We start from the raw sequence: 24793 nt of genomic DNA, 5'->3' as shown, positions 1-24793 counted from the left end.
CGCTGCCCCGGCTACCCTGCACGCATGGAACGCGAGCCCCCGCACCCCGCACACGGCACGGCGCACCCGGCGCTGGACCGTGTCCGTCGCGAGGGGCGCTGGTGGTGGCTGCAGGCCCGGCATGCACGCCGGGTGTGGCGCTGGGCGCTGCTGGCGGCCGTGGCGGTGTTCCTGCTGCTGGTGCTGGTGCGCAGGCCGTTGGCCGACTGGTTCTGGGATGATTCGCAGATCGAGCAGTTGCTGGCCGAGGGCGACCGCGCGCTGGCTGCCGGGCGCCTGACAGCGGCCGACGGCAGCGGCGCACGCGAGCGCTACCAGGCGGTGCTGGCGCTCGATGGCGACCGCCCGTTGGCGCGGCAGGGGCTGGCACAGACCGGTGCCGCCGCGCTGCAGCAGGCCCGTGAGCGGCTGCAGGCCGGTGATCTGGACGGTTGTACGCAGCTGCTGGCGTTGGCCCGCGAACTGCAGGTGCCGCAGGCGCAGACCGATGCGGTGGCGCAGCAGCTGCTGGCGCGGCGGCGTGCCGGGGCCGGCGTCGGCGCGTTGCTGGCGCAGGCCCTCAATGCCTTCGCGGCGGGGCGCCTGGACGAGGGCGAAAACAGCGCACTGCCGCTGTTCCAGCGGGTGCTGGCCTTGCAGCCGGACAATCTGTCGGCGCTGGAAGGGCGCGAAGATGCGCTGAGCGATCTGTTGCAGGAAGCGCGCGTGCAGGCCGGGCAGGGCGCGTTGGCCGCCGCGTCGGACACCGTGCAGCGGGCGCGCCGTTTCGATCCCGGGCACTCGGACCTGCCCGCTACCCAGGAGGCACTGGCCCAGGCCACCGAGCAACGCCTGCGGCAGGCCCAGCGTGCGCTGCAGCGGCAGCAGCTGGATGCCGCTGCCGAGGGTTTCCTGGCCGTGCTGGCGGTGACCGCTGATGATGCCGCGGCGATCCGTGGCCGCGAGCAGACCCTGCAGGCGCTGCTGCTGCGAAGCCAGCGCCATGCCGAAGATTTCCAGTTCCAGGCCGCCGAACATGATCGCGGCCTGGCCACCGCGCTGGGCGCTTCGCCACTGGCCCTGCAGCAGGACCTGCAACGCGTGCAGCGCGCCCGCCAGGCCGAACAGGCCCTGCAGCAGCCGGGGCAGGGGCGTGCGCAGCGCGAGCGCCTGCTGCGTGGGCATCTGGCCCGGATCGAACGCGCTGAACGTGCGCAGCAGTGGATCAGCCCGCCGGGGCACAGTGCCTACGATGCATTGCGCGAGGCGCAGTCACTGGCGCCGCGCGATCCACGCGTGAAAGCGGCGGCGGCACGGCTGTTGCCGGCCAGCCAGCGCTGCTTCGACGACAACCTGCGGCAGAACCGCGTGCAGGCTGCCGGGGCTTGCCTGCAGGCGTGGCAGACCCTGGCGCCCACCGCATCGGCCTTGCCTGGCGCGCGGGTGCGCTTGGCCCAGCGCTGGCTGGCGATCGGCAGCGAACGCCTGGGCCGCGGCGATGTGCAGTTCGCCGCCGGCGCGGTCGAGCAGGTGCGGCGGCTGCAACCGGACCTGCCCGAACTGACCGCCTTCGAACAGCGGCTGCGCCAGGCCGGTGGCCAGGCGGACTAGCTGAAGAACACGCGCTGCACGGTGGCGCGCGCGGCATCCAGCGAGAAATGCCGGGCGACATTGTCCAGCCCTGCGTCGGACAACTGCTGCCACAGCTGCGGGTCCTGGTACAGGCGCGCGACGGCGTCGGCAAAGGCTTCGGCGGTGTCGGCCACCAGCACGTCGCGGCCGGCCTGCAGGTGCATGCCCTCCACCGCGCAGGTGGTGCCGACCACGGGCTGGCCGTGGGCCATGCTCAGGTTGATCTTGCCCTTCACCCCGGCGCCGAAGCGCAGCGGCGCGATGGCGATGCGCGCACCGTCCATGTACGGGGTGATGTCTTCCACGAAGCCGTGCATCTGCACGCCCGGCTGGGTGGCCGCCAGCGCCTTCAGGCTGTCCGGGGCGCCGGCACCGATCACGTGCAGCTGCACCTGCGGCAAGCGCGCGCGCAGAACGGCAAACACGTCACCGATGAACCATTCCATCGCGTCCAGGTTCGGCGGATGGCCGAACCCACCGACGAAGACCAGATCGTGGCGCTGGGCCCAGGGCGCGCCGGCACCCGCGACTTCGTGCAGGTTGGAAATCAGTTCCACCTGCACCTGCGGCGCATCGGCCTGCAGCTGCTCGCGCTCGGCGGCGCTGACCAGCACCGTCACGTCACACTGGTCCATCACCGCCAGTTCGCTGGCGCGGGTGCGTTCGGCGTTGCGCAGCAGGCCGGCATCGCCGGCCACTTCGGCACCGCGGCGTTCGCGCAGATAGTGCAGATCGACCGTGTCGAACACGGTGCGTGCCTGCGGCGCGTAGCGCTTGACCAGCGGCAGGCAGGCGTTGGCGACATGGTGGCGCACCAGCATCACCACATCGAAACGCGCGCCGTGGCTACGCAGCCAGCCGGCCACGCCGTCCAGGAACGGCGCATACCAGACTTCCACGCCCATCCGCTGCAGGGCTTCGGTGGCCTCGCCGGCATGCTCGCGGCGGGTCGGTACGAACACCACGTGGGCGCCGCCCTGCAGCAGCAGGCGGATCAGGTTCACCTGCCGCAGCGAGCCGGAATCGCGCTCGGGGCGGGGCACTTCTTCATCCAGGATCAGCACCTGGCGGCGACCACGCAGCAGCAGGGCCGGCGAGGGCACCTCGCCCACCGCCGGGTGCGTGGCCAGTTCAGCGGCCCACTTGCTGGCAAAAATGCCCTGGTTACGTACCTGGTAGGCCTTCACCCCGCTGCCGGTGTCGGTGCCATTGCTGGTGCCTTCGTCATGCACCACGCGGCTGGCCGGCTGCACCAGCACGCGCAGGCCGTGCGCACGCACGCGGAAGGCCAGGTCGGTGTCTTCGTAGTAGGCCGGCTTGTAGCGGGTATCGAAGCCGCCCAGCTGCTGCCACAGGGCGCGCTGAAGCATCAGCGCGGCACCGGAGCAGTAGTCGACATCGCGCAGGCTGGCGTAGCGCGGATCGTCGGCGGCTTCGAAGCGGCCGTAGCTCCAGCCACTGCCGTCGCGGAAGATCACCCCGCCCGATTCCTGCAGGCGGCCATCCGGGTAGAGCAGCTGGCTGCCCACCAGGCCCGCGTCGGGTACGCTGTGGAAGGTGTCCAGCAGTGCGTCCAGCCAGCCGGGCTGCGGCACCGTGTCGTTGTTCAGCAACACCACATGGTCGCCGCGCGCACGCGACACGCCGTCGTTGCAGGCTTCGATGAAGCCGCCGTTCTGCGCGCGCACTTCGTAGCGCAGGCCGCTGATGCGGGGCATCCACTGCGTGGTCTGGTCGCTGCTGCCGTCATCGACCACCAGGATCTCGCAGGGCACCGCCGGTGGGTGCGCCGCTAGTGCGCGCAGGCAGGCCAGCGTGTGCTGCACATGGTTGTAGACGGGAATGACGATGCTGACCTGCGGGGCATCGCTGCTGGGAACGCTGAACGGCGCGAAGGCCTGCGCCGCGGGCAGGTACAGGGGCGTACGCGGTGCCGGCACGGCGCGCTGGGTGTGCACGCGGATGCGCTGCCAGGTGGCCTGCCAGCCGCGGGTACGCAGGCTGGCCAGACTGCGCTGCGCCAGGCCGGTCAGGCGGTTCAGCAGGTAGCGCCATTCGGCCAGGGACATCGCCATCCGGTAACAACTCCAGCTTAAGCAGGGAATCGGCGGGAATTCGCCAGCCACAGCGGCTGGGGTAGACTCGCCAGACCCTACATTGTCGCATTCCCGTGCCCCGACGCTACGATTCCGACGACATCGACGATCTCGACGACGACACCCCGACCGGTGACGGCCCCTCCTGGCGCAGCCGCCTGATCACCTGGAGCATGGCCGCCTTCGCGCTGGGCCTGGGCTTCCTGATTCCGTACACGCTGTACCTGAACCAACAGGTGACCCAGCGTTTCGGTGAACTGCGCTGGCAGATTCCCACGCGTGTGTACGCGCGCCCGCTGGTCGTGGTGCCCGGCAAGGCGATGGACGCGGCCACCCTGAAGACCGAACTGGCGGCCTCGGCCTACCGCGATGACGGCCAGGGCAAGGAACCGGCCACCTACGCGGTGCAGGGTGGTCGCTTCACCATTTCCAGCCGCGGCTACAACGATGTGGATGGCCGCGTGGCCCCGCGCCGGGTGGAACTGACCCTGTCCGGCGGCAGCATCGCCTCGCTGCGCGACGCCGACAGCCGCAAGGCGCTGAAGGCCGCGCGCCTGGACCCGGCGCGTATCGCCACCTTGTACGGGCAGAAGCAGGAAGAACGGCGCCTGGTGCGCATGGATGAAGCGCCCGACCTGCTGGTGACCGGCCTGCAGGCGGTGGAGGACAAGGACTTCAACCGCCACCACGGCATCGATCTTTCCGGCATTGCCCGCGCCGTGTGGGTCACGATCCGTTCCGGCGGGCAGAGCCGCCAGGGTGCTTCCACGCTTACCCAGCAGCTGGCCCGCAGCGGCCTGCTGGGCATCGGCAAGGAACAGACCGTCACCCGCAAGTTCAATGAAGTGCTGTACGCGCTCATCATGGAAGCGCGCTACGACAAGCGCACCATCTTCGAGGCCTACCTGAACCAGGTGTACCTGGGCCAGCGCGGCAGCCAGGCAATTCATGGCATGTCCTCGGGCGCGGAATTCTGGTTCGGCCGCGATCTGTCGTCGCTGGAAACCGAACAGGTCGCGCTGCTGATCGGCCTGGTGAAGGGCCCGTCGTACTACGACCCGCGGCGCAACCCGGAACGCGCGCTGGACCGCCGCAACTTCGTGCTGGGCAAGCTGCACGAGGCGGCGCTGATCGACGACGCCGAGTACCAGCGTGCGCTGAAGGCGCCGCTGGGCGTACCGAAGACGCCTGGCCTGGTGGCGGCCAACCGCTTCCCGGCGTACGTGGATCTGGTGCGCCGCCAGCTGGGCCACGATTACCCCGAAGCGGCCCTGCAGGGCGCGGGGCTGAGCGTGATGACCGGCATGTCACCGTCGGCCCAGGCGTATGCCGAGGGCGCAGTGACGCGCACCATCAAATCGCTGGAAAGCAAGCGCCGCCCGGAACTGCAGGCCGGCATGGTGCTGACCGACGTGCACAACGGTGACGTGCTGGCCGTGATCGGCAGCCGCGAGGTGTCCGAGGTCGGCTTCAACCGCGCCATCGAGGCACAGCGTCCGGTGGGTTCGTTGCTGAAGCCGTTCGTCTATCTGCTGGCGCTGGCCCAGCCGGACCGCTATTCGCTGGCGACCTGGGTGGATGATTCACCGGTGACCGTGCAGCTGGGCCGTGGCCGCAACTGGAGCCCCGGCAACGCTGACAATCGCAGCCATGGCACGGTGCGCCTGATCGACGCGCTGGCCCATTCCTACAACCAGGCCACGGTGCGCGTGGGCATGCAGGTGGGGCCGGAACGGGTGACCCAGCTGATCCACGTGCTGGCCGGCCTGAAGGCCGAGGCCAACCCGGCGGTCATCCTGGGCTCGACCGACCAGAGCCCCTACGCCATGGCCCAGCTGTACCAGTTCCTGGCCTCGGGCGGCGAGATCCAGCCGCTGCACGCCGTGCGTGGCGTGCTGGACCCGCAGGGCAAGCTGCTCAAGCGCTATGACAAGACCCCGGCGCCGGCGCAGGAAGGCGATTCGATTGCCGCCAACCTGATCAGCATCGGCCTGCAGCAGGTGGTGGCCAGCGGCACGGCCCAGCGCCTGAATGCCGACGGCCTGGGCCGCCTGCAGCCGGCCGGCAAGACCGGCACCACCAACGATGGCCGCGACAGCTGGTATGCCGGTTACACCGGTGACCACCTGGCGGTGATCTGGATGGGCAACGACAAGAACGAGCAGGCCGGCCTGTACGGCGCGACCGGCGCCATGCGGGTGTGGTCGGGCATCTTCCAGCGCCTGCCCAGTGCCCCGCTGAAGGTCAGCAACAAGGGTCTGGACTGGCAGCCGGTGGCCGCCACCGGTACCAACAGCACCGATGAAGGCTGCCCCGGCGCGCGTCGTTTCCCGTTCGTGGTGGGCTATGCCCCGGCCTACGCGCCCTGTGCGCCGGCCAGTGTGCCCGAAGAGCAGGGCGGCGAAAGCGAAGGTGGCGGTTGGCGCAGCTGGTTCGGCCTGGACCGCAAGCCCGATCCGCCCGCCGAACCGGCCGCTGTCCCGGCCACCACGACCCCTTCCCCCAGCCGGTGATGCCGATGAACCTTCGAACCCTGTATGCGCCGATGGCCGTGGCCACCCTGAGCCTTGCCCTGGCGGCCTGCATGAGCAGTGCGCCGCAGGTGGTCAAGCCGGTGGACACCACCACCCCGGCACAGCGTCTGGCCGCCGTGGATGCGGCTGCGGGCCCGGACGACAAGGAACTGTCGGTGCAGCCGCTGCGTGATTCGCAGGTGGAAGACCTGCGCCAGGCGGCGTTGGCACAGCGCCAGGGCAATGATCTGGCCGCTGCGGCCGGCAGCCTGGACCAGGCGCTGCAGATCGTGGCCGGCGACCCGTCGGTGCTGCAGGAACGTGCCGAGATCGCGTTGCTGCAGGGCCAGTGGGCCGAGGCTGAGACGTTCGCGCGCAAGGCGGTGGACCTGGGGTCGAAGACCGGGCCGCTGTGCCGGCGCCACTGGGCGACCATCGAGCAGGCACGGCTGGCGCGTGGCGAGAAGGAAAACGCGGTATCGGCGCATGCGCAGCTGGAAGGCTGCACCGTGCCGGGGATCAAGCGGTACTGAGTTTCCAGCCAACGGCGCAGCCCCTCGTGGCTGGCTGGCGGTAGAGTCGACTGTTAGTCGACTGACACTGAGGGTTGGCCGGGCGGGTGGGTTGCGCAGGGGGCGCTGCAAGTACGTCCCTGTAAGCTCGTAGGCGCCATCCATGGCGCCTGCGCCCCTGCGCAACCCACCCGCCCGGCCTCTGACAGTTTCCGTGTGCGTCCAGCCACGGAAAAGAAAAAAGCAGATCAAAAGCGGGTCGCGCGCTGCGCGCACTCGCCAGGGGGTCGGATCCGTTTTCCGCAGGAAAACGGCTCCGACCCCTTCTTTTCGGTTACTCACACCGCTTCTGGATCCAGTCGAGCAAGCTCGACTCTACGAAGCATGTCCGTCCGTCACCAGGAACCCGTCGAGGGTGGGGCGGACGGGAGAGGCAGGACCGCAGGCGCCATGGGCCCGAGGCATGCCTCGGGCGGGTTTGGCAGGACGCCCAACCCCGGACTTGCCGTGTGCGCAGGACAGCGCACGCGAGCAAGGCGCCTACGAGCCCCCATGGAAGGGTTTACGGCGTGTCCTGCCTCTCCCGTCCGCCCCGCCCAGCACGCAGCAACCCAGAGCCAGGCACTCATGCTGTTGCTGTTGCTTTGGCTTGAAACGGGTGCCGGGCAGCGCCCGGCCCGGTATCCTTTCCCTCTGATGTCCGACCTTGTCCACGCCAGCCGCGAGGCCCTCAGCGACGGCGGCGCGCTCGCCTCGCACCTGGATGCGTTCGTGCCGCGCCCTGCGCAGCTGCGCCTGACCGAGGCCATCGCCGATGCGCTGCAGCAGCGCGATCTGCTGCTGGCCGAGGCGGGTACCGGCACCGGCAAGACCTTCGCCTATCTGGTGCCGGTGCTGCTGTCCGGGCTGCGCACCATCATTTCCACCGGTACCCGCGCGCTGCAGGACCAGCTCTACCACCGCGATCTGCCGCGCGTGCGCCAGGCGCTGGGCGTGGGCCTGCGCAGTGCGCTGCTGAAGGGCCGCGCCAATTACCTGTGCCGCTACCGCCTGCAGCAGGCGCGCGGCGAGCCGCGCTTTTCCAGCCCGGAACAGGCCGCGCAGTTCCAGCGCATCCTGGCCTGGTCCGGTCGCTCCGAATTCGGCGATATCGCCGAGCTGGATGGCCTGGCCGACGATTCACCGCTGTTGCCCATGGTCACCTCCACCGTGGACAACTGCCTGGGCACCGACTGCCCGTTCTGGGATGACTGTTTCGTGGTGCGCGCGCGGCAACGCGCGCAGGCCGCCGATGTGGTGGTGGTCAACCATCATCTGCTGCTGGCCGACCTGGCCCTGAAGCAGGATGGTTTCGGCGAGCTGCTGCCGGGCGCGCAGGCCTTCGTCATCGATGAGGCCCACCAGTTGCCTGAACTGGCGGCGCAGTTCTTCGGCGAAGGCTTCGGCATGCGCCCCTGGCAGGAACTGGGGCGTGACTGTCTGGCCGAAGCGCGCGGTGTGGGCGGGGCGCAGGCCAGCCTGCAGGACGGCGTTGATCAGTTGCAGCAGGCACTGCTGGCCTTGCGCCTGGCCATGGAAGGGTTGCCGCAACGGGGCACGCAGTGGCGTGCGCTGGCGATGCCGCAGGTGCGCGACGGCTTCGACACTGTGATGAGCTGCCTGGTGGCCCTGGAGCAGACCCTGCAGCCGTTGCGCGATGCCGCCGCGGGCCTGGATGCCTGCCATGCACGGGCACGTGAAGCGGTTTCGCGTCTTGCGCGCTGGCTGGGCGAGGACGAGCCGGTGCTCGATTTCGATGCCGACCCAAACGATGCACCGGCCGCAGCCGATGTGCTGTGGTATGAGCTGACCCCGCGCGGCTTCCGCTGCCAGCGCACGCCGATGGATGTGTCCGGCCCGTTGCGCGAGCACCGCGAGCGCAGCCGCGCCGCATGGATCTTCACCTCGGCCACGCTGACCGTGGGCGGGGGCTTCGACCATATCGCCACGCGGCTGGGGCTGGATGATCCGCATACGCTGGTCCAGCCCAGTCCGTTCAACTGGCCCGAGCAGGCGCTGTGCTACCTGCCCGAGGGTCTGCCCGATCCGGCCGCGCGGGGCTTCGGTACCGCCTTGATCCAGGCCCTGCAGCCGGTGCTGCGCGCTTCGCAGGGCAGGGCGTTCCTGCTGTTTGCTTCGCACCGCGCGTTGCGCGAGGCCGCCGAAGCGCTGCGCGATGGGCCGTGGCCCTTGTTCGTGCAGGGCGAGGCGCCGCGTGCGACCCTGCTGCAGCGCTTCCGCGAATCGGGCAACGGCGTGCTGCTGGGCTCGGCCAGTTTCCGCGAAGGCGTGGATGTGGTGGGCGAGGCGCTGAGCGTGGTGGTGATCGACAAGCTTCCCTTCGCCGCCCCCGATGACCCGGTGTACGAGGCCCGTCTGGAAGCGATCCGCAGCCAGGGGGGCAATCCGTTCCGCGACGAGCAGTTGCCGCAGGCGGTGATCGCGCTGAAGCAGGGCGTGGGCCGGCTGATACGCAGCGAGACCGATCGCGGCGTGCTGGTGCTGTGCGACCCGCGCCTGCTGAACCGGGGCTACGGCCGCGTGTTCCTGTCTTCGCTGCCGCCGTTCCGGCAGACCCGCGCGCTGGCCGATGTCCAAGCCTTCTTTGCGCCACAATGGACGCCCGTGGCCGAGGACGCTGCCCCGCCGGCGCCGGCCACAGCGGCGCCCGAGCCTGCTGCGGGCCCACTGCCGGCCCCCGGTGCCACGTTCCCCTTGTTCTGACCTGACCCGATGAAACTGCTCGCCTTTGAAACCGCCACCGAAGCCTGTTCCGTTGCCCTGCATGTGGATGGGCAGGTGCTGGAACGCTTCGAGATCGCCCCGCGCCGGCACGCCGAGCTGAGCCTGCCCTGGGCCGAGGCATTGCTGGCCGAGGCAGGCATCAGCCGCCGCCAGCTGGATGGCATCGCGCTCAGTCGCGGCCCCGGTGCATTCACGGGTGTGCGCCTGGCCATCGCCATTGCGCAGGGCATTGCGCTGGCGCTGGACCGCCCGTTGCTGCCGGTGTCCACGCTGCAGGTGCTGGCGCTGCGCGCGCCGGCCGATGAAGCGCAGATTCTGTCGGTGATCGATGCACGGATGGGCGAGGTGTACGCCGCGCGCTTCGAGCGCGTGGATGGCCTGCCGGTGGCCTGCGACGCCGAGCGCGTGTGCGCGCCCGCGGCTGTGACGCTGCCGGATGGGCTGCAGGCGTACGGTGTGGGCAGCGGCTTCGCTGCCGCCGACGGCGCATTGGTGGCGCAGCTGGGTGCTGGCTTGCGCGGATTCGATGCAACGGCATTGCCGCGTGCGTCCGATGTGCTGACCCTGGCGGTACCCGCCTTCGCGCGTGGCGAAGCGATTGCCGCCGAACGCGTTGAACCGGCGTACCTGCGCGACAACGTAGCGCTGACCCTGGTCGAGCAGCAGGCCGCCCGCGAGGCGAAGGCGAAAGCCAACGGCTGAGCCCCTCGTGGCTGCGGATCGGTAAAGTCGACTGTCAGTCGACTGCAACAGCCGAGTTTGGCCGGGCGGGTAGGTTGCGCAGGGGACGCTGCAAGTACGTCCATGTAAGCTCGTAGGCGCCATCCATGGCGCCTGCGCCCCTGCGCAACCCACCCGCCCGGCCTTTGACAGTTTCCGTGTGCGTCCGCCACGGAAAATCAAAAAAAAGAAAAATCAAAGTCAAAAGCGGATCGCTTCGCTCGCATCCACGCATGGCGTGGATCTACCGTGTCGACCAAGGTCGACACCCACCCACAGCAATGAGGCGCCGCGATCTGTCGGAGGTGGGGCGGTGTGGGCTTGCAGGACCGGAGGCGCCATGGATGGCGCCTACGAGCCTCCAGGGATGGATTTACGGCGTGTCCTGCAAGCCCACACCGCCCCGCCAAGCCCAGACCCTCTACCGCTGCTCTGGCTGTTGCCGTTACCCTGGCTCTGCAGCGGGTCCCGGGCCGCAGGCCCGGGCAACAGAGCCCTACCGGTCGTCGCGCAGTTCGCCGCCGGGCAGGAACACCCACGTGCGGGTTACCTGCAGGATATCCACGCCGTCATCGGTCTTCGGCAACGCCGGGAACGGCTGCGCCAGCTTCACCACCCGCAATGCCGCCTCATCCAGCAATGGCGTGCCGCTGGATTTCAGGATGCGGCTGCTTTCCACGCTGCCATCGCGGCGCACGCCCACGCTGATCACCACCTGGCCACCCAGCCGGCGCTGCCGCGCTTCGTCGGGATAATTCAGATTGCCGACCTGCTCGGCCCGGTCCACCCAGGCGCGCAGGTAATTGGCGTAGGCATACTCGCGGGTGCTGGCCGAAACGAACTTGCGGTTCGGTCGCTTCGCATACTGCGCCGAGCGCAGATGAACCTCGGCAGCCAGCCGCGCCATTTCCGCATCGCGCTGCTCGCGCGCGGTCATCGGCGCGTCCGGGGTCGGTTCCAGTGGGGTGGGGCGGGCCTGCGCCTGCGCCACCTGGTCCTGGCCGTTGCGGCTGCTCACCACCCGCGCCTGCGGCGGCGGCACCGCTGCGGCCGATTGCTGCTGCTGCGGCACCGGGCTCACGCCCGCCTGCGCCTGCGGCACCACGCCGGTCTGGTTGTCGCGCGGGCGCTGGGCGCGGTCATGCTCGCCGCCACCCTCCTGGTTGGCGGCGGCCAGGAAATCGGCCTGCTTGGGCGTCAGTGCCGTGCGGGTCTGGCTGAAGATCACCTCCAGGGTGGGCACCAGTGGCGCATCCCCCTTCACCGCAAAGCCCACCCCCAGCACCAGCAGCACATGCAGCAGCACCGACAGGGCCAGGGTGGCGGCCAGCCGCTGTGCTTCGCGCGGCGGCGGGGCCAGCACGGCGGACACGGCTTCCATCAGCGCAGGCCGGCCTCGATCGCATCGAACAGGGTGCCGGCGATGTTCAGCCCGTACTGCGCATCCAGTTCGCGCACGCAGGTCGGGCTGGTCACGTTCACTTCGGTCAGGTAGTCACCAATCACGTCCAGGCCGACGAAACGCATGCCGCGGCGCTTCATTTCCGGGCCCACCTGGGCAGCAATCCAGCGGTCGCGTTCGCTCAGCGGGCGGCCTTCGCCACGACCACCGGCGGCCAGGTTGCCGCGGAACTCATCGCCCTGCGGAATGCGCGCCAGGCAGTAATCCACCGGCTCGCCGTCGACCAGCAGGATGCGCTTGTCGCCGGCAGTGATGTCGGGAATGAACTTCTGGGCCAGCGCCAGCTTGCGGCCGCCGTCGGTCAGGGTTTCCAGAATCACGTTCAGGTTGGGATCGCCCTGGCCGCTGCGGAAGATCGAGCGGCCGCCCATGCCGTCCAGCGGCTTCAGCACGGCCTGGCCGTGCTCCAGCGCGAACGCCTTCAGCGCCTTGGCATCGCGGCTGACCAGGGTGGGCGGGCAGCACTGCGGGAACAGCAGGGCGGCCAGCTTTTCGTTGTAGTCGCGCAGGCCCTGCGGGTTGTTCACCACGCAGGCGCCGGCGGCGGCGGCCAGGTCCAGCACCTGGGTGTCGTAGATGAATTCGGCATCGACCGGCGGGTCCTTGCGCATCAGCACCACCTGGCCGGGCCCGAACACGGTGCGGCTGAATGCGCCCAGCTCGTACCAGCCGGCCGGATCGTCGCGCACCTGCAGCGGGGCAGTACGGGCCACCGCCACGCCGCCTTCCAGGGCCAGCCCGCCCGGCTGCACGTAGTGCAGGGCGTGGCCACGGCGCTGGGCTTCCAGCAGCATGGCAAACGTCGTGTCCTTGGCGATCTTGATGTGGGCGATGGGATCCATCACCACGATGACATTCAACGGCATGGGCGCACCTTCAAGGCAAGGCGCTGATGGTAGCGGCAACGCCCGCCCCGTGCCTGCCCCGTGGCCTGCAACGCTGCGTCCCCGAACCGGCGGCCGGGCCCGGTTCTGCGCAGTGTCTGCCAAACCGGTCACGTTCAGCCGGGCGCCACGCCAAGCCCGGTGGGACGGCCTTGAAGCGGGCGCGGAAAGTGCGATATAGATACGCTTTCGCAGCGGCACCCAACCTAGAAGGGCCGCGCGCTTGGGGAATGGCAATGACTGAAAACATGACTGCGGGCGGGGAACTCGCAGGACTCCGGGTGATGGTCATCGATGACTCGAAGACCATCCGCCGGACCGCGGAAACACTGCTCAAGCGCGAAGGCTGCGAGGTGGTGACGGCGACCGATGGCTTCGAAGCACTGGCCAAGATCGCCGACCAGCAGCCGCAGATCATCTTCGTCGACATCATGATGCCGCGGCTGGATGGCTACCAGACCTGTGCCCTGATCAAGGGCAACCAGCTGTTCAAGTCCACCCCGGTCATCATGCTGTCCTCCAAGGATGGCCTGTTCGACAAGGCGCGCGGGCGCATCGTCGGCTCGGAGCAGTACCTGACCAAGCCTTTCACGCGTGAAGAACTGCTGGGTGCCATCCGCACATACGTCAACGCCTGACCAGGGGGGAAAGGCACAATGGCTCGTATCGTTCTGATCGAGGATTCACCGACCGACCGCGCGGTGTTCACCCAGTGGCTGCGCCGTGCCGGCCACGAGGTGCTGGAAGCGGACAATGCCGAAGAGGGCCTGCAGCTGGTCCGCGACCAGGTGCCGCAGCTGGTGCTGATGGACGTGGTGCTGCCGGGCATGAGTGGTTTCCAGGCAACCCGGGCCATGGCCCGCGATGCGGCGATCAAGCACATCCCGGTCATCATCGTCAGCACCAAGGCGATGGAAACCGACAAGGCCTGGGGCCTGCGCCAGGGCGCAGCCGATTACATCGTCAAGCCGCCGCGCGAAGAAGAGCTGATCGCGCGGATCAACGAACTGGTGGCCTGATGCGTTCGCCTTTCGACATTCTTGAAGCCTACGAGCGGCGCAGCCTGGCCCATGCGGTGCAGCTGCCCGAACGCCAGTTCGCCCAGGACCTGTGGCGCGGCGTGGGCTACCGGGTCGGCCAGCGCCGGCTGGTGTCCGATTTCCGCGAAGTGGTGGAAATCGTGCCGATGCCGCCGGTTACCCCGGTGCCATGCGCACAGCCGTGGCTGCTGGGCGTGGGCAACCTGCGCGGCAACCTGTTCCCGGTGGTCGATCTGAAGTACTTCCTGGAAGGTGCGCGCACCGTGCAGCAGGAAGGCCAGCGCGTGCTGATCATGCGCCAGGCCGGCGGCGACGTGGCCCTGACCATCGATGAACTGTTCGGCCAGCGCAGCTTCGAGCTGGCCCAGCAGATCGATGCCGGTCGCCTGGCCGAGGGCCGCTATGGCCACTTCGTAGATCGCGCCTTCCACGCCGATGGCCACGAATGGGGCGTGTTCTCGCTCTCGTTGCTGTCGCGCACCCCTGAATTCCGGCAAGCCGCGGCCTGAGGCCGGGCAACGCCCCCTGTATTGAACCTCGAGGTTGAACGATGAGTACTGCTTCGGACGCCACCAAGACCGGCAAGCTGCGGCTGGGCGGCAGCAACCTGTGGCTGGCCCTGCTGTTGCTGTCCATGGTCCTGTTCGGCCTGAACACGGGTGTGGCCACCTGGCAGGGCAGCCGCCTGGCCGACGCCGGCTCCAAGGCCGCCGACCTGCAGGTGCTGTCACAGCAGCTGGCCAACCAGGGCCGTGATGCCGTGGGCGGCAACGCGCAGGCGTTCACCGCCTTCAAGTCCACCCGCAACGCGATCGAACAGAACGTGTCCACCCTGCAGGGCCGCTACGGCAGCGAGCCGGGCGTGTCCAAGGCCATCGGCACCCTGGCCGAGACGTGGGCGCCGCTGGGCAAGCAGGCCGGCCAGCTGGTGGCCAGCGAACCGGCGGTGCTGGCCCTGGCCGGCAACGCCAACAACTTCACCGGCGCCGTGCCGGGCCTGCAGGCGCAGCTCAATGAACTGGTGCGGGCGATGTCCGCCTCGGGCGCCCCCGCTTCGCAGGTGTACAGCGCGCTGCAGCAGGTGGTGGTGGCTGGCACCATGGCCCGCCGCGTGACCGAAATGCGCGCCGGTGGCAGTGGCGCCGCCAGTGCCGGCGATGCGCTGGCTCGCGATATCACCGTGTTCTCGCAGGTGCTCGACGGCCTGCGCAACGGCAACGAAGAGCTGGGCATCACCGCCGTGCGCGGCGCCGGCGCGGTGGCTGCGCTGGAACAGTCGCAGCAGAAGTGGGAGGCGATGAAGCAGGACGCCGACGCGATCCTGGCCAGCTCGCGCCAGCTGTTTGCCGCGCAGTCGGCCGCCACGGCCCTGGGCCAGGGCTCGGTGCGCATGCTCGACGACAGCCGCAAGCTGTTCGAAGCATTCTCCTCGTTCGGCTCGGTGTCCGACACCCGCCTGTTCCCGAATTTCTGGATCGGCGTGGTATCGGGTGCGCTGTCGCTGATCGCGATCATCGGCTTCGTCTCCACCAACGTGCGCAGCCGTTCGCGTGAACAGGAACTGCGCTACCAGACCCAGGTGGAGTTCAACAGCCGCAACCAGCAGGCGATCATGCGGCTGCTGGACGAAATCAGTTCGCTCGGTGAGGGCGACCTGACCGTGAAGGCGTCGGTGACCGAAGACATGACCGGCGCGATTGCAGACGCAATCAACTACGCCGTGGATGAACTGCGCCACCTGGTGACCACCATCAACGACACCTCGGCCAAGGTGGCCGTGTCCACCCAGGAAACCCAGGCCACGGCCATGCAGCTGGCCGAAGCGGCCGGCCACCAGGCCAACCAGATCACCTCGGCCTCGGACCGCATCGGCGAAATCGCCGCCAGCATCGAACAGGTGTCGCGCAACTCGGCCGAGTCGGCCGACGTGGCACAGCGCTCGGTGGTGATCGCCGCCGAAGGTGCCGGCGTGGTGCGCGAAACCATCCAGGGCATGGACCAGATCCGCGACCAGATCCAGGAAACGTCCAAGCGCATCAAGCGCCTGGGCGAGTCGTCGCAGGAAATCGGCTCGATCGTGGAACTGATCAACGACATTTCCGAACAGACCAACATCCTGGCGTTGAACGCCGCCGTGCAGGCCGCATCGGCCGGTGAAGCCGGCCGCGGTTTCGCGGTCGTGGCCGACGAAGTGCAGCGCCTGGCAGAACGTACCTCGGGCGCGACCCGACGCATCGAAAACCTGGTGCAGGCCATTCAGGCCGATACCAACGAAGCGGTCACCTCGATGGAACAGACCACCGCCGAAGTGGTGTCCGGTGCCCGCCTGGCCGAAGACGCCGGTACGGCGCTGACCGAAATCGAGCGCGTGTCCAACGCCCTGAACACCCTCATCAAGAACATCTCGATCGCCGCCCAGCAGCAGTCCGCTGCGGCCTCGGACATCACCCGCACCATGGGCGTGATCCGGCAGATTACCGGCCAGACCTCGCAGGGCGCCGGCCAGACCGCCGAATCGATCGGCCACCTGGCACAGCTGGCCGCCGATCTGCGTCGTTCGGTGGCCGACTTCAAGCTGCCGGCGTGACCGCGGCAGGGCGGCGAGCAAGGAACCAGTCGATGAAGCATTTCCATTCCCCAGGCCACGGTCCGCGCGGTATGCGCGCGGCGGCGACCGGAGCGCACCGATGAGCAGCAGTCTGCGCGACGCCATGAGCCATGCAGCGCTGGGCTGGGTCAAGCCCGAGCTGGACGAGACCCTGCGCCTGGTGCGCAACGAGGTCGAGTACTTCGTGGAAGACCCGGCCGATGGCAGCCGCATGCGCATCTGCGCCGGTTACCTGCACCAGGTGCAGGGCACCCTGCGCATGGTCGAACTGTATGCACCGGCGATGGTGGCCGAGGAACTGGAGCAGCTGGCCGTGGCCGTGGGCGAAGGCCGCGTTGCCGACCGCGACGAAGCCTGCGCCACCCTGATGCGTGGCAGCGTGTTGCTGCCCGACTACCTGGAGCGCCTGCAGAACGGCCACCGCGATATTCCGATCGTGCTGATGCCGCTGCTGAACGAAATCCGCGCTGCGCGTGGCGAAGAAGGCGTCAATGACAGCGTGCTGTTCGCCTTCGCACCCGACAGCGTGACCGCCACCGAGGCCGAGCTGGACCACGCCCGTGGCAGCCTGAGCGGGCGCAACCGCGAGCTGCTGGATACGGTGGGCAGCGCGGTGAAGGAAGAGCTGCTGCAGGTGAAGGATGCACTGGACCTGCACCTGCGCACCGGCGGCGCGCCGCAGCAGTTGCAGGAACAGGTGATCAAGCTGGGTGCCGTGGCCGATACCCTGGGCATGATGGGCCTGGGCGCCGCGCGTGGCGTGGTGGTGCAGCAGCGCGACGCACTGCTGGGCGTGGTCGAAGGCCGCCAGCAGATCGATGAAGACCTGCTGCTGGATATCGCCGGTGCCCTGCTGTACGTGGATGCATCGCTGGACGACCAGGTCGCCCATCTGGGCGCCGGTGGCAGTGGCGAAGACGATCCCAGCGCCGTGGAAAACCGCCGCACGGTGGAAATCCTGGCGCACGAAGCCATCGCCAACTTCGCCGCCGCGCGCGAGCATTTCGTTGCCTTCATCGAGACCAGCTGGAACCACGGCGAACTGCAGGACGTGCCGCGCCTGCTGGGCGACGTGTCCGGTGCGCTGCGCATGCTCGACCTGGGCACTGCCGCCGACTACCTGCGCGGTGTGCAGCAGTACATCGAAGCCGAACTGATCGGCCGCCAGCGCGTGCCCAGCGGGCGCCAGCTGGACACCCTGGCCGATGCCATGGCCAGCCTGGAGTACTACCTGGAAGCGCTGCGCGACCGCCGTCCGGGCCGCGAAGACATCCTGGACATCACCCGCAGCAGCCTGGAGGCGCTGCGTTACTGGCCGCTGCCCGAGCGCACTGCGCCGGCCGCTGCCGAGGCCGCTGACGCCCAGCCCGACCCGGTGCTGCGCGAGGCCGTCGCGCTGCCCGCGGCCGCCCTGCAGGTCGAGCCGGTGCAGATCGCGGTGCAGCCCGCCGCACCGGCGCCGGGCGACGTGCCGGTGCCGCTGCCTGATTTCACCTTCGATCCGCCGCCGGCAGAACCGGTTGCCGAAGCCGATGCCCAGTCGCTGGTATTCGGCGCGCTGGAACTGGCCGATACCGATGCCGTGCCTGCCGCTGCGCCTGCAGACAGCGCCCCGCTGCTGTTCGCCGCATCCAGCGCACCGCCGCCGGCAGTGCCGCAGTGGGAGCTGGGCAGCCTGGACCACGCCGCGGACAGCGTGCCCGCCGAGCCGATGCCCGAAGAGGACGCGCGTGCGCCGACTTTCGCCAGCTTCGATCCAGTCAGCTATGAAGCCGATGCAGATGCAGGCGATGCGTCCAGCGCGTCGCACTGGTCGCTGACGGCTGCATCGCTGCAGGTGGCCGACGGCACGGCGCATGTCCACGGTGATGCCGAGGACAGCGTGGCCCTGGCCGAATGGGACGACGCCCCGGCGGTGTCGTCCTCGGTGGCTTCCTCGTTCGACCCGGTGGCCGCAGAGCAGGACGGCCTGGCCGTGGCAGGCGACGACGTGGTGTTCCACTTCGACGCCAGCGAACTGGACAATGCCGAGCACGTGCTGTCGCTGGATGCGATGGAGACGCTGTCGCTGGACGAAGCGCCCCACCTGGACGCAACCCTGGACATCGTCGACGCTGCGCCGCTGGCCGAGGCCGCCGAGGACGCGGAGCCGGCGATTGTCGACGCCCTGATCGAAGCCGAGCCCGTCGCCGAAGCCGAAGCCGAAGCCGAAGCGCCGGTGCTCGCCGACGCCGAACCGGTCGCCGTGGCCACCATCGAGGTGGACACCATCGCGCCGATCGATTTCAGCGAGGCCGATGCGCAGTTCCTGGCCGAACTGAGCGCTGCGGCGGCGGAGTTCAATCCGCACCCGGAAGCGGCCCCGGCCGTTGAACCGGTGGCCGTTGCCACCGGCGCTGCCGAGGTCGGCATCGAAGGCGGCTTCGAAGACGATGCCGAGAACATCGACCAGGACATCCGCGAGGTGTTCCTGGAAGAGTTCGACGATGAACTGCAGAACCTGGGCACGCTGCTGCCGCCCTGGCGCATGCAGCCGGACAACATGGACCGGCTGCGGCCGATCCGCCGCATCTTCCACACGCTCAAGGGCAGCGGCCGTCTGGTCGGTGCACGTACGCTGGGCGAATTCGCCTGGAAGATCGAAGGCTTGCTGAACCGCGTACTGGACGGCACCCGCCCGGCCACGCCGGCGGTGCTGGCCATGGTCGACCACGCGCACGCGGCGCTGCCGCAGTTGAACGCCGCGCTGCGTCACGGCCAGCGCATCACCGTCGATCTGCAGGCCATGCAGGCCATCGCCGACCGCGTCGGCGCCGGTGAAGAAACCTTCTACGTGCCGTTGCCGGGCGCAGCAGCGCCGGTCGCCGAAGCGCCGGTGGCGGACGTGCCCAGCGAAGACATCGCCGTGCCGGTGGACGCGCTCGACAGCGACGTTGCCGAGCAGGCCGCTGAACCGGCTGCCGAGGTGGTCGAGGCCGTTGGCACCCCTGCGCAGATCGACAGCGTGCTGCAGGAAATCCTGGAAGCCGAGGTGGAGCTGCACCTGGCCACGTTGCAGGGTTGGCTGCAGGACGCACAGCAGGCACCGCACGCGGTGACCGACGCGCTGCTGCGCGCGGTGCACACCATGAACGGTGCGTTCGCGATGACCGAGGTGCCGGAAATCACCGCCGTCACCGGGGCGGCCGAGTCGTACATCAAGCGCGCCCTGGCCGCGCAGGCCGTGCCAGCGGAAGAGGGCGTGTCGGCGCTGCTGGACACCGCGTCGGCCATTGACGGCACCATGACCGCACTGCAGGCCGAACAGCCGCGCATCGTGCCGCATGATGCGCTGGCGCAGCGCCTGCAGGCGCTGGCTGCCGCGCTGCCCGAAGCGCGCTGGCCGGTGCTGGAAATGGAGGATGACGACGCCGACGATCTGGCCATCGATGCAGACGACGCGGCACCGGCGCAGACGGACGAAACGTCGGCCGATGCGCTGGCCGACATCGAACCGGTGCTGCCGGTTGAAACCGAGCTGGAACGCGTTGAACTGACCGGTGGCGAAGATCTTTCGCCGTTCTTCGATGCCGGCTGGCCCGCGCTGCCGCAGGTCGCGGAAGGCGCCGATGTGGCCGAACTCGAGCGCGAAACCAGCGCCGACGCCGATGTCGACGCTGCGCAGCCCGCGGAAGTGGAAGCGGCGGTGGTTGCAGAGGTGACGGCGACGCTGCCCGATGCCCCGGCCGACGCCGATGACGCCGATCTGACAGGTGCTGATGATCTGTCGCCCTACCTGGACGCCAGCGCGTTGCCGGTGGACGACAGCGATGTTGAGGACGTGGCCGAACCGGCGTCGATTGACGTAATCGACGCGGTGGCAGCGGCGCAGGCGCACGACGAAATCGCGCTGTACGACGAAGAAGATGAACAGGCGCTCGACAGCACGCTGGCGAGCCTGCACGATGATATGGCTGCGCCCGGCTTTGCCGAGCCGGTCACCCTGGAGGCGGCGCTTGAAGCCGGCCTGCATGTGATCGAGCCGGAACCCGCGCAGGACGAGCGGGCCGACTGGCCCGTGCTCGGCCTGCAGGCCAGCGAACTCGCGCCCGGTGAGGCTGATGCCTTCGCCGAGGCTGCGGACGTCGGCGGGGAGGCGGCGGTCGGTGAAGGAGAGAGCGCCGACCTGCCGTCCCCGGCGACGGTGGATGCAGACGTGTCCGAAGCGATTACCCCCGCGCCGGCACCGTTGTTCGAACTGGAAGACGCACCGGGGCAGGGCGCGCACGCGGCTGCGGCCGTTGAAGCCGTTGTCGAGACCGGCGCCGATGTCACCGCTGCCGTGCCTGCCGCCGACAGCAGCGGGCATGAAGACGCCCCCAGCGACCAGCTCGACTTCAGCGTGTACGACCGCGAGCTGGTCGATATCTTCGTGGAAGAAGGCAACGACCTGCTCGACCATTGCGACGGGCTGATCAGCGAGCTGCGCGAAGCGCCGCAGGACCGCGAGGCCCTGGCCGGCCTGCAGCGCGATCTGCACACGCTCAAGGGCGGCGCACGCATGGCCGGCATCAACGCCATCGGCGACCTGGGCCACAGCATCGAATCGCTGCTGGAAGCCGTGGCCGCCGGCCGCACCGAGATCGAACGCCCCGACGTACACCTGCTGGAACGTGGCTTCGACCGCCTGCACCAGCTGCTGACCCGTACCGGCGAACACCGCACGGTGGAGCCGGCGCAGGACCTGCTGGACGCATTCGAAGCCCGCACCCGCGTGGATGCCGGCAGCGCCGTTGTTGCTGCCAGCAGCGAAGCGGAATCGAACGTTGTACCCGTGGCGCCGCTGGCCCTGGCCGATGCACCGCTGTCGGCACCGCTGCCGGTGGAAGGGACGCCGGACGAAGATCCGCTGGCCCGCCCGCAGCAGGAGCAGGTGCGCGTACGCGCCGATCTGCTGGATCGCCTGGTCAACCATGCCGGTGAAGTGGCGATCTACCGTTCGCGCCTGGAGCAGCAGCTCGGGGCGTTCCGCGGTGCGATGGGCGAACTGGAGCGCACCAATGCGCGACTGCGCGACCAGCTGCGCCGACTGGACCTGGAAACCGAAGCGCAGATCGTCGCGCGTTACCAGCGTGAACAGGACCAGGCCGATCAGAAGTTCGATCCGCTGGAACTGGACCGCTTCTCCACCCTGCAGCAGCTCAGCCGCGCGCTGAACGAATCGGCAGCCGACCTTGGCGGCCTGCAGGGCGTGCTGGACGATCTGTCGCGCCAGTACGATTCGCTGCTGCAGCAGCAGTCGCGCGTCAGCTCGGAACTGCAGGATGGCCTGATGCGCGCGCGCATGGTGCCGTTCGATGGTCTTGTGCCGCGTCTGCGCCGTGTGGTGCGCCAGGCCGGCATCGATACCGGCAAGCAGGTGCACCTGACCCTGGAAGGCACCCACGGCGAACTGGACCGCAACGTGCTCGACCGCATGGTCGCGCCGCTGGAACACATGCTGCGCAATTCGGTGGCCCACGGCCTGGAAGCGCCGGAGCAGCGCCGCAGCGCCGGCAAGCCGGAGGAAGGCGAGGTTGCCATCCGCCTGCACCGCGAAGGTTCGGAAATCGTGCTGGAAGTGGCCGATGACGGTGCCGGCCTGGACCGCGAAGCGATCCGCCGCCGCGCCATCGACCGTGGCCTGCTGGGCGCCGATGCGCAGCCCAACGAGCAGGAACTGGACAACCTGATCTTTGCCTCCGGCTTCTCCACCGCCGACCAGGTCAGCCAGCTGGCCGGCCGTGGCGTGGGCATGGACGTGGTGCGCAACGAAGTGCGCCAGCTCGGCGGCTCGGTCGACATCCAGTCGGTGCGTGGCCAGGGCGTGCGCTTCACCCTGCGCCTGCCGCAGACGCTGGCCGTCACCCAGGCCGTGTTCGTGCAGATTGGCGAAACCACCTTCGCCGTGCCGGTGGCTTCGGTCAGTGGTATCGGCCGCCTGTCGCGCGAGCGTTTCGAAGCGGCCGACAGCAGCTACCGCTACAGCGGCGAAGAATTCCCGCTGTACGACCTGGGCAGCCTGGTCGGCCAGGCACCGGCCCGTGCCGATGGCCAGGACCAGGTGCCGCTGCTGCTGGTGCGCGCCGGCGACCTGCGCGCGGCCGTGGCCATCGACCAGGTGCTGGGCAACCGCGAAATCGTGGTCAAGCCGGTGGGCCTGCAGATCGCCTCGGTACCGGGCATCTACGGTGCAACCATCACCGGCGATGGCCGCGTGGTGGTCATCCTGGACGTGGCGCCGCTGGTGCGCCGTTACCTGGCCAACCCGATCGTGCCGGTGCAGGACAACGCACCGCGCCAGGAACGGCAGGTGCCGCTGGTGATGGTGGTCGACGACTCGCTGACCATGCGCAAGGTGACCGGCCGCATCCTGGAACGCCACAACTTCGAAGTAAGCGTGGCCCGCGACGGCGTGGAAGCACTGGAGCAGCTGGAAGAGCGCGTGCCCGACCTGATGCTGCTGGACATCGAGATGCCGCGCATGGATGGCTACGAGCTGGCCACCGCGATGCGTGCCGACCCGCGCTACAAGGACGTGCCGATCGTGATGATCACCTCGCGCAGCGGTGACAAGCATCGCCAGCGCGCCTTCGAGATCGGCGTGCAGCGCTACCTGGGCAAGCCGTACCAGGAGCTGGACCTGATGCGCAACGTGTACGACCTGCTGGGGATCGCCCGTGTCCGTGAGTGATGTGAATCCGGTTCCGGCCGTTGCCCTGCTGGCCCGCCCGGGCGCGGCGCGCGAGCGCCTGCGCGAAGCCCTGGCCCATGCCGATGTGCAGATCGTGCTGGAAGATGATCCCAGCGGCCTGGAACCGCGGGCGCTGGCCGATGCACAGCCGCAGTTCGTGGTGATCGCCCTTGAGGCGGCCATCGAGGACGCCCTGGAGCGCCTGGAGCCGGCCTTGTCCGCGCCGGGGCTGACCCTGGTGTTCGACGAGGCCGAACTGGCCGCGCGCCGTGACGGCTGGGAAGCCCAGCGCTGGGGCCGCCACCTGGCGGCCAAGCTGCACGGCCACCAGCAGGTACTGCCGCCCGGCGCCGAAGACGAGCCCAGCCTGCAACTGGAACCGGGCCTGCCGTCCACGCCGCCGCAGCCGCAGGATGCCGCGCTGCAGCCGCACCTGGACCAGGCGCTGTCGTGGGCCGATGACGTGCCGGCCGATGGCCTGTACTCGCCTCCGGCCGACCTGCATGAGCCCATCGCGCTGGAACAGGCACTGGCCGCGCTGCAGCCGGTGCTGCCCGAGCCGCCGCTGCCGGCCGAGGTTGCCGAAGACATCGCGCCGCCGGTGGTCGAACCGCCGCCGGTGCCGTCGGTCGCGCTGGGCGACCACACCGCCTGGTCGCTGGTGGATGAACCCGCCAGCGCGCCGGCCCCGACCACCGCGGCATCCGCCGCTGCATCGCCGTCCACCTTCGATACCGACCACCTGAGCCTGGTGGACCTGGATGCAGCGCTGCCCGCCGGCGCCCGCGCCGGTGCGCTGCTGGTGCTGGCCGGTATCGGCGGTCCCGATGCGCTGCGTCGCCTGCTGGGCGCGCTGCCGGCCGACCTGAGCGTGCCGGTGCTGGTGCACATGCGCCTGGACGGTGGCCGCTACGGCAACCTGGTCAAGCAGATGGCGCGCGTTTCGCCGCTGCCGGTGCAGCTGGCCGAACCGGGCCAGCGCGCCGTACCCGGTGAAGTGCACGTGCTGGCCGATGATCTGGGCGTGCAGGCGGCCACGGACGGGCTGTACTTCCAGACCCGTGCGCAGGGCATCGCGATCGACGCCCTGCCGCCGGCGCATACCGCCGTGGTGCTGCTCAGCGGCGCCGACCTGGCCCATGTGGGTCCGGCACTGGACCTGGCCGCCGCTGGCGCCTGGGTGGCCGGACAGGTAGGCGAGGGCTGTTACGACCCGGCTGCGGCCACGGCCGTGGTGGCCGCCGGCATGGTCGCCGGTGAACCGCAGGAACTGGCGCAGGCGATTGCCGCGCGCTGGGGCCGGCACGACGATGACGGAGACGCAGCATGAGTTACGCCAGCAATGATGAGATCCGCGGCGTCCTGATCCAGGCCGGTGGCGAGCGGGTGCTGCTGCCCAACGCCACCGTGGCCGAAATGATGTCGCGCGTGGCGATCGAACCGATTGCCGACGCGCCGCGCTGGCTGCTGGGGCAGATTGCCTGGCACGGCTGGCAGGTGCCGCTGCTGTCGTTCGCGCGCCTGACCGGCCTGGGCGACGAAGTGGTGGGCGGGCACAACAAGGTGGTGGTGCTGAAGGCACTGAGCGGCAACGCCCAGCGCCCGTACTACGCGCTGCTGACGCAGAACTTCCCGCAGCTGATCTCGGTGCCGCGCGACGGTCTGCTGGCCGACGCCTCGGAAGAAACGTTGCCCGATATCGTGCACATGCGGGTGCTGCTGGGCGAAAAGAGCGCCCTGCTGCCGAACCTGGATGCGCTGGAAAGCGCGCTGGATTCGCTGGCCGCCTGATCCGGCGGCTGCGCGCGCTCGGTAGGTGCCGACCTTGGTCGGCACTTCGCTCGCGGAACG

The 24793-nt window shown here is 69.3% G+C and carries 15 protein-coding genes; 12 read left to right on the top strand and 3 right to left on the bottom strand.

What is annotated here, in order from left to right; translation table 11 throughout:
* Positions 1-24: 24 nt before the first annotated feature.
* Positions 25-1590, top strand: coding sequence for a hypothetical protein (locus C1933_RS15045; RefSeq protein WP_108753901.1), 1566 nt, complete (start codon positions 25-27; stop codon positions 1588-1590).
* Here the strand turns inward: C1933_RS15045 and C1933_RS15040 are convergent.
* Positions 1587-3686 carry a glycosyltransferase gene (locus tag C1933_RS15040; RefSeq protein WP_108753900.1) on the bottom strand — a complete coding sequence of 700 codons (2100 nt, stop codon included), beginning with the start codon at positions 3684-3686 and terminating at the stop codon, positions 1587-1589. The two genes, C1933_RS15045 and C1933_RS15040, sit on opposite strands and share 4 nt — an antisense overlap.
* Positions 3687-3781: 95 nt before the next feature.
* Here C1933_RS15040 and mrcB point away from each other — a divergent pair, with 95 nt between their 5' ends.
* The 4 genes from mrcB to tsaB all read left to right on the top strand — a co-directional run bounded on the left by mrcB (position 3782) and on the right by tsaB (position 10218).
* The gene (gene mrcB / locus C1933_RS15035) at positions 3782-6220 is read left to right on the top strand and encodes a penicillin-binding protein 1B (protein WP_108753899.1); all 2439 of its coding nucleotides are present in this window, start codon (positions 3782-3784) and stop codon (positions 6218-6220) included.
* Complete coding sequence (locus tag C1933_RS15030; RefSeq protein WP_108753898.1) at positions 6220-6753, top strand: hypothetical protein; 534 nt, start codon at positions 6220-6222, stop codon at positions 6751-6753. The genes mrcB and C1933_RS15030 overlap by 1 nt, the downstream gene beginning before the upstream one ends.
* A gap of 675 nt (positions 6754-7428) precedes the next feature.
* Positions 7429-9495: an ATP-dependent DNA helicase gene (locus tag C1933_RS15025; RefSeq protein WP_108753897.1), complete on the top strand. Its 2067-nt coding sequence runs from the start codon at positions 7429-7431 to the stop codon at positions 9493-9495.
* A 9-nt stretch (positions 9496-9504) separates the two neighbouring features.
* On the top strand, positions 9505-10218 hold the full coding sequence (gene tsaB / locus C1933_RS15020; protein WP_108753896.1) for a tRNA (adenosine(37)-N6)-threonylcarbamoyltransferase complex dimerization subunit type 1 TsaB: 714 nt from the start codon (positions 9505-9507) through the stop codon (positions 10216-10218).
* Between the two features lie 514 nt (positions 10219-10732).
* Here the strand turns inward: tsaB and C1933_RS15015 are convergent.
* Together C1933_RS15015 and gshB are read right to left on the bottom strand one after the other, a co-directional pair.
* On the bottom strand, positions 10733-11617 hold the full coding sequence (locus C1933_RS15015) for an energy transducer TonB (protein ID WP_108753895.1): 885 nt from the start codon (positions 11615-11617) through the stop codon (positions 10733-10735).
* Positions 11617-12564 carry a glutathione synthase gene (gshB, locus tag C1933_RS15010; protein ID WP_108753894.1) on the bottom strand — a complete coding sequence of 316 codons (948 nt, stop codon included), beginning with the start codon at positions 12562-12564 and terminating at the stop codon, positions 11617-11619. The genes C1933_RS15015 and gshB overlap by 1 nt, the downstream gene beginning before the upstream one ends.
* A 254-nt stretch (positions 12565-12818) precedes the next feature.
* Between gshB and pilG the strand changes: the two genes are divergently transcribed.
* From pilG to C1933_RS14975, 7 genes are all read left to right on the top strand, one after another.
* Positions 12819-13220 (top strand): twitching motility response regulator PilG, encoded by a 402-nt coding sequence (pilG, locus tag C1933_RS15005; protein ID WP_042614342.1) that lies wholly within the window; start codon positions 12819-12821, stop codon positions 13218-13220.
* An 18-nt stretch (positions 13221-13238) separates the two neighbouring features.
* On the top strand, positions 13239-13601 hold the full coding sequence (locus C1933_RS15000; RefSeq protein ID WP_049466295.1) for a response regulator: 363 nt from the start codon (positions 13239-13241) through the stop codon (positions 13599-13601).
* Positions 13601-14131 (top strand): chemotaxis protein CheW, encoded by a 531-nt coding sequence (locus C1933_RS14995; RefSeq protein ID WP_108750815.1) that lies wholly within the window; start codon positions 13601-13603, stop codon positions 14129-14131. Before C1933_RS15000 ends, C1933_RS14995 begins: the two co-directional genes overlap by 1 nt.
* A gap of 41 nt (positions 14132-14172) precedes the next feature.
* Positions 14173-16209 (top strand): methyl-accepting chemotaxis protein, encoded by a 2037-nt coding sequence (locus C1933_RS14990; protein ID WP_108753893.1) that lies wholly within the window; start codon positions 14173-14175, stop codon positions 16207-16209.
* A gap of 100 nt (positions 16210-16309) precedes the next feature.
* Entirely contained in the window at positions 16310-22942 is a 6633-nt protein-coding gene (locus C1933_RS14985; protein WP_108753892.1) for an Hpt domain-containing protein, read from the top strand.
* Positions 22929-24272 carry a chemotaxis protein CheB gene (locus tag C1933_RS14980; protein ID WP_108753891.1) on the top strand — a complete coding sequence of 448 codons (1344 nt, stop codon included), beginning with the start codon at positions 22929-22931 and terminating at the stop codon, positions 24270-24272. The genes C1933_RS14985 and C1933_RS14980 overlap by 14 nt, the downstream gene beginning before the upstream one ends.
* Positions 24269-24733 carry a chemotaxis protein CheW gene (locus C1933_RS14975; RefSeq protein WP_108750812.1) on the top strand — a complete coding sequence of 155 codons (465 nt, stop codon included), beginning with the start codon at positions 24269-24271 and terminating at the stop codon, positions 24731-24733. Before C1933_RS14980 ends, C1933_RS14975 begins: the two co-directional genes overlap by 4 nt.
* Positions 24734-24793: the final 60 nt, after the last annotated feature.

Origin of the sequence: Stenotrophomonas sp. ZAC14D2_NAIMI4_6 (assembly GCF_003086875.1) — a bacterium.
Classification (GTDB): Bacteria; Pseudomonadota; Gammaproteobacteria; order Xanthomonadales; family Xanthomonadaceae; genus Stenotrophomonas.
Note: the sequence above shows the minus strand (reverse complement) of the source record. Positions and strands in the feature narration are given on the sequence as shown.

Bases quoted from the DNA above. Each gene is read 5' to 3' on its own strand.
- C1933_RS14985 (WP_108753892.1), top strand. From the start codon at position 16,310: ATGAGCAGCAGTCTGCGCGACGCCATGAGCCATGCAGCGCTGGGCTGG.
- gshB (WP_108753894.1), bottom strand. From the start codon at position 12,564: ATGCCGTTGAATGTCATCGTGGTGATGGATCCCATCGCCCACATCAAG.
- C1933_RS15045 (WP_108753901.1), top strand. From the start codon at position 25: ATGGAACGCGAGCCCCCGCACCCCGCACACGGCACGGCGCACCCGGCG.
- C1933_RS15025 (WP_108753897.1), top strand. From the start codon at position 7,429: ATGTCCGACCTTGTCCACGCCAGCCGCGAGGCCCTCAGCGACGGCGGC.
- C1933_RS15030 (WP_108753898.1), top strand. From the start codon at position 6,220: ATGCCGATGAACCTTCGAACCCTGTATGCGCCGATGGCCGTGGCCACC.
- C1933_RS14990 (WP_108753893.1), top strand. From the start codon at position 14,173: ATGAGTACTGCTTCGGACGCCACCAAGACCGGCAAGCTGCGGCTGGGC.
- C1933_RS15015 (WP_108753895.1), bottom strand. From the start codon at position 11,617: ATGGAAGCCGTGTCCGCCGTGCTGGCCCCGCCGCCGCGCGAAGCACAG.
- pilG (WP_042614342.1), top strand. From the start codon at position 12,819: ATGACTGAAAACATGACTGCGGGCGGGGAACTCGCAGGACTCCGGGTG.
- C1933_RS14975 (WP_108750812.1), top strand. From the start codon at position 24,269: ATGAGTTACGCCAGCAATGATGAGATCCGCGGCGTCCTGATCCAGGCC.
- tsaB (WP_108753896.1), top strand. From the start codon at position 9,505: ATGAAACTGCTCGCCTTTGAAACCGCCACCGAAGCCTGTTCCGTTGCC.
- C1933_RS15000 (WP_049466295.1), top strand. From the start codon at position 13,239: ATGGCTCGTATCGTTCTGATCGAGGATTCACCGACCGACCGCGCGGTG.
- C1933_RS15040 (WP_108753900.1), bottom strand. From the start codon at position 3,686: ATGGCGATGTCCCTGGCCGAATGGCGCTACCTGCTGAACCGCCTGACC.
- C1933_RS14995 (WP_108750815.1), top strand. From the start codon at position 13,601: ATGCGTTCGCCTTTCGACATTCTTGAAGCCTACGAGCGGCGCAGCCTG.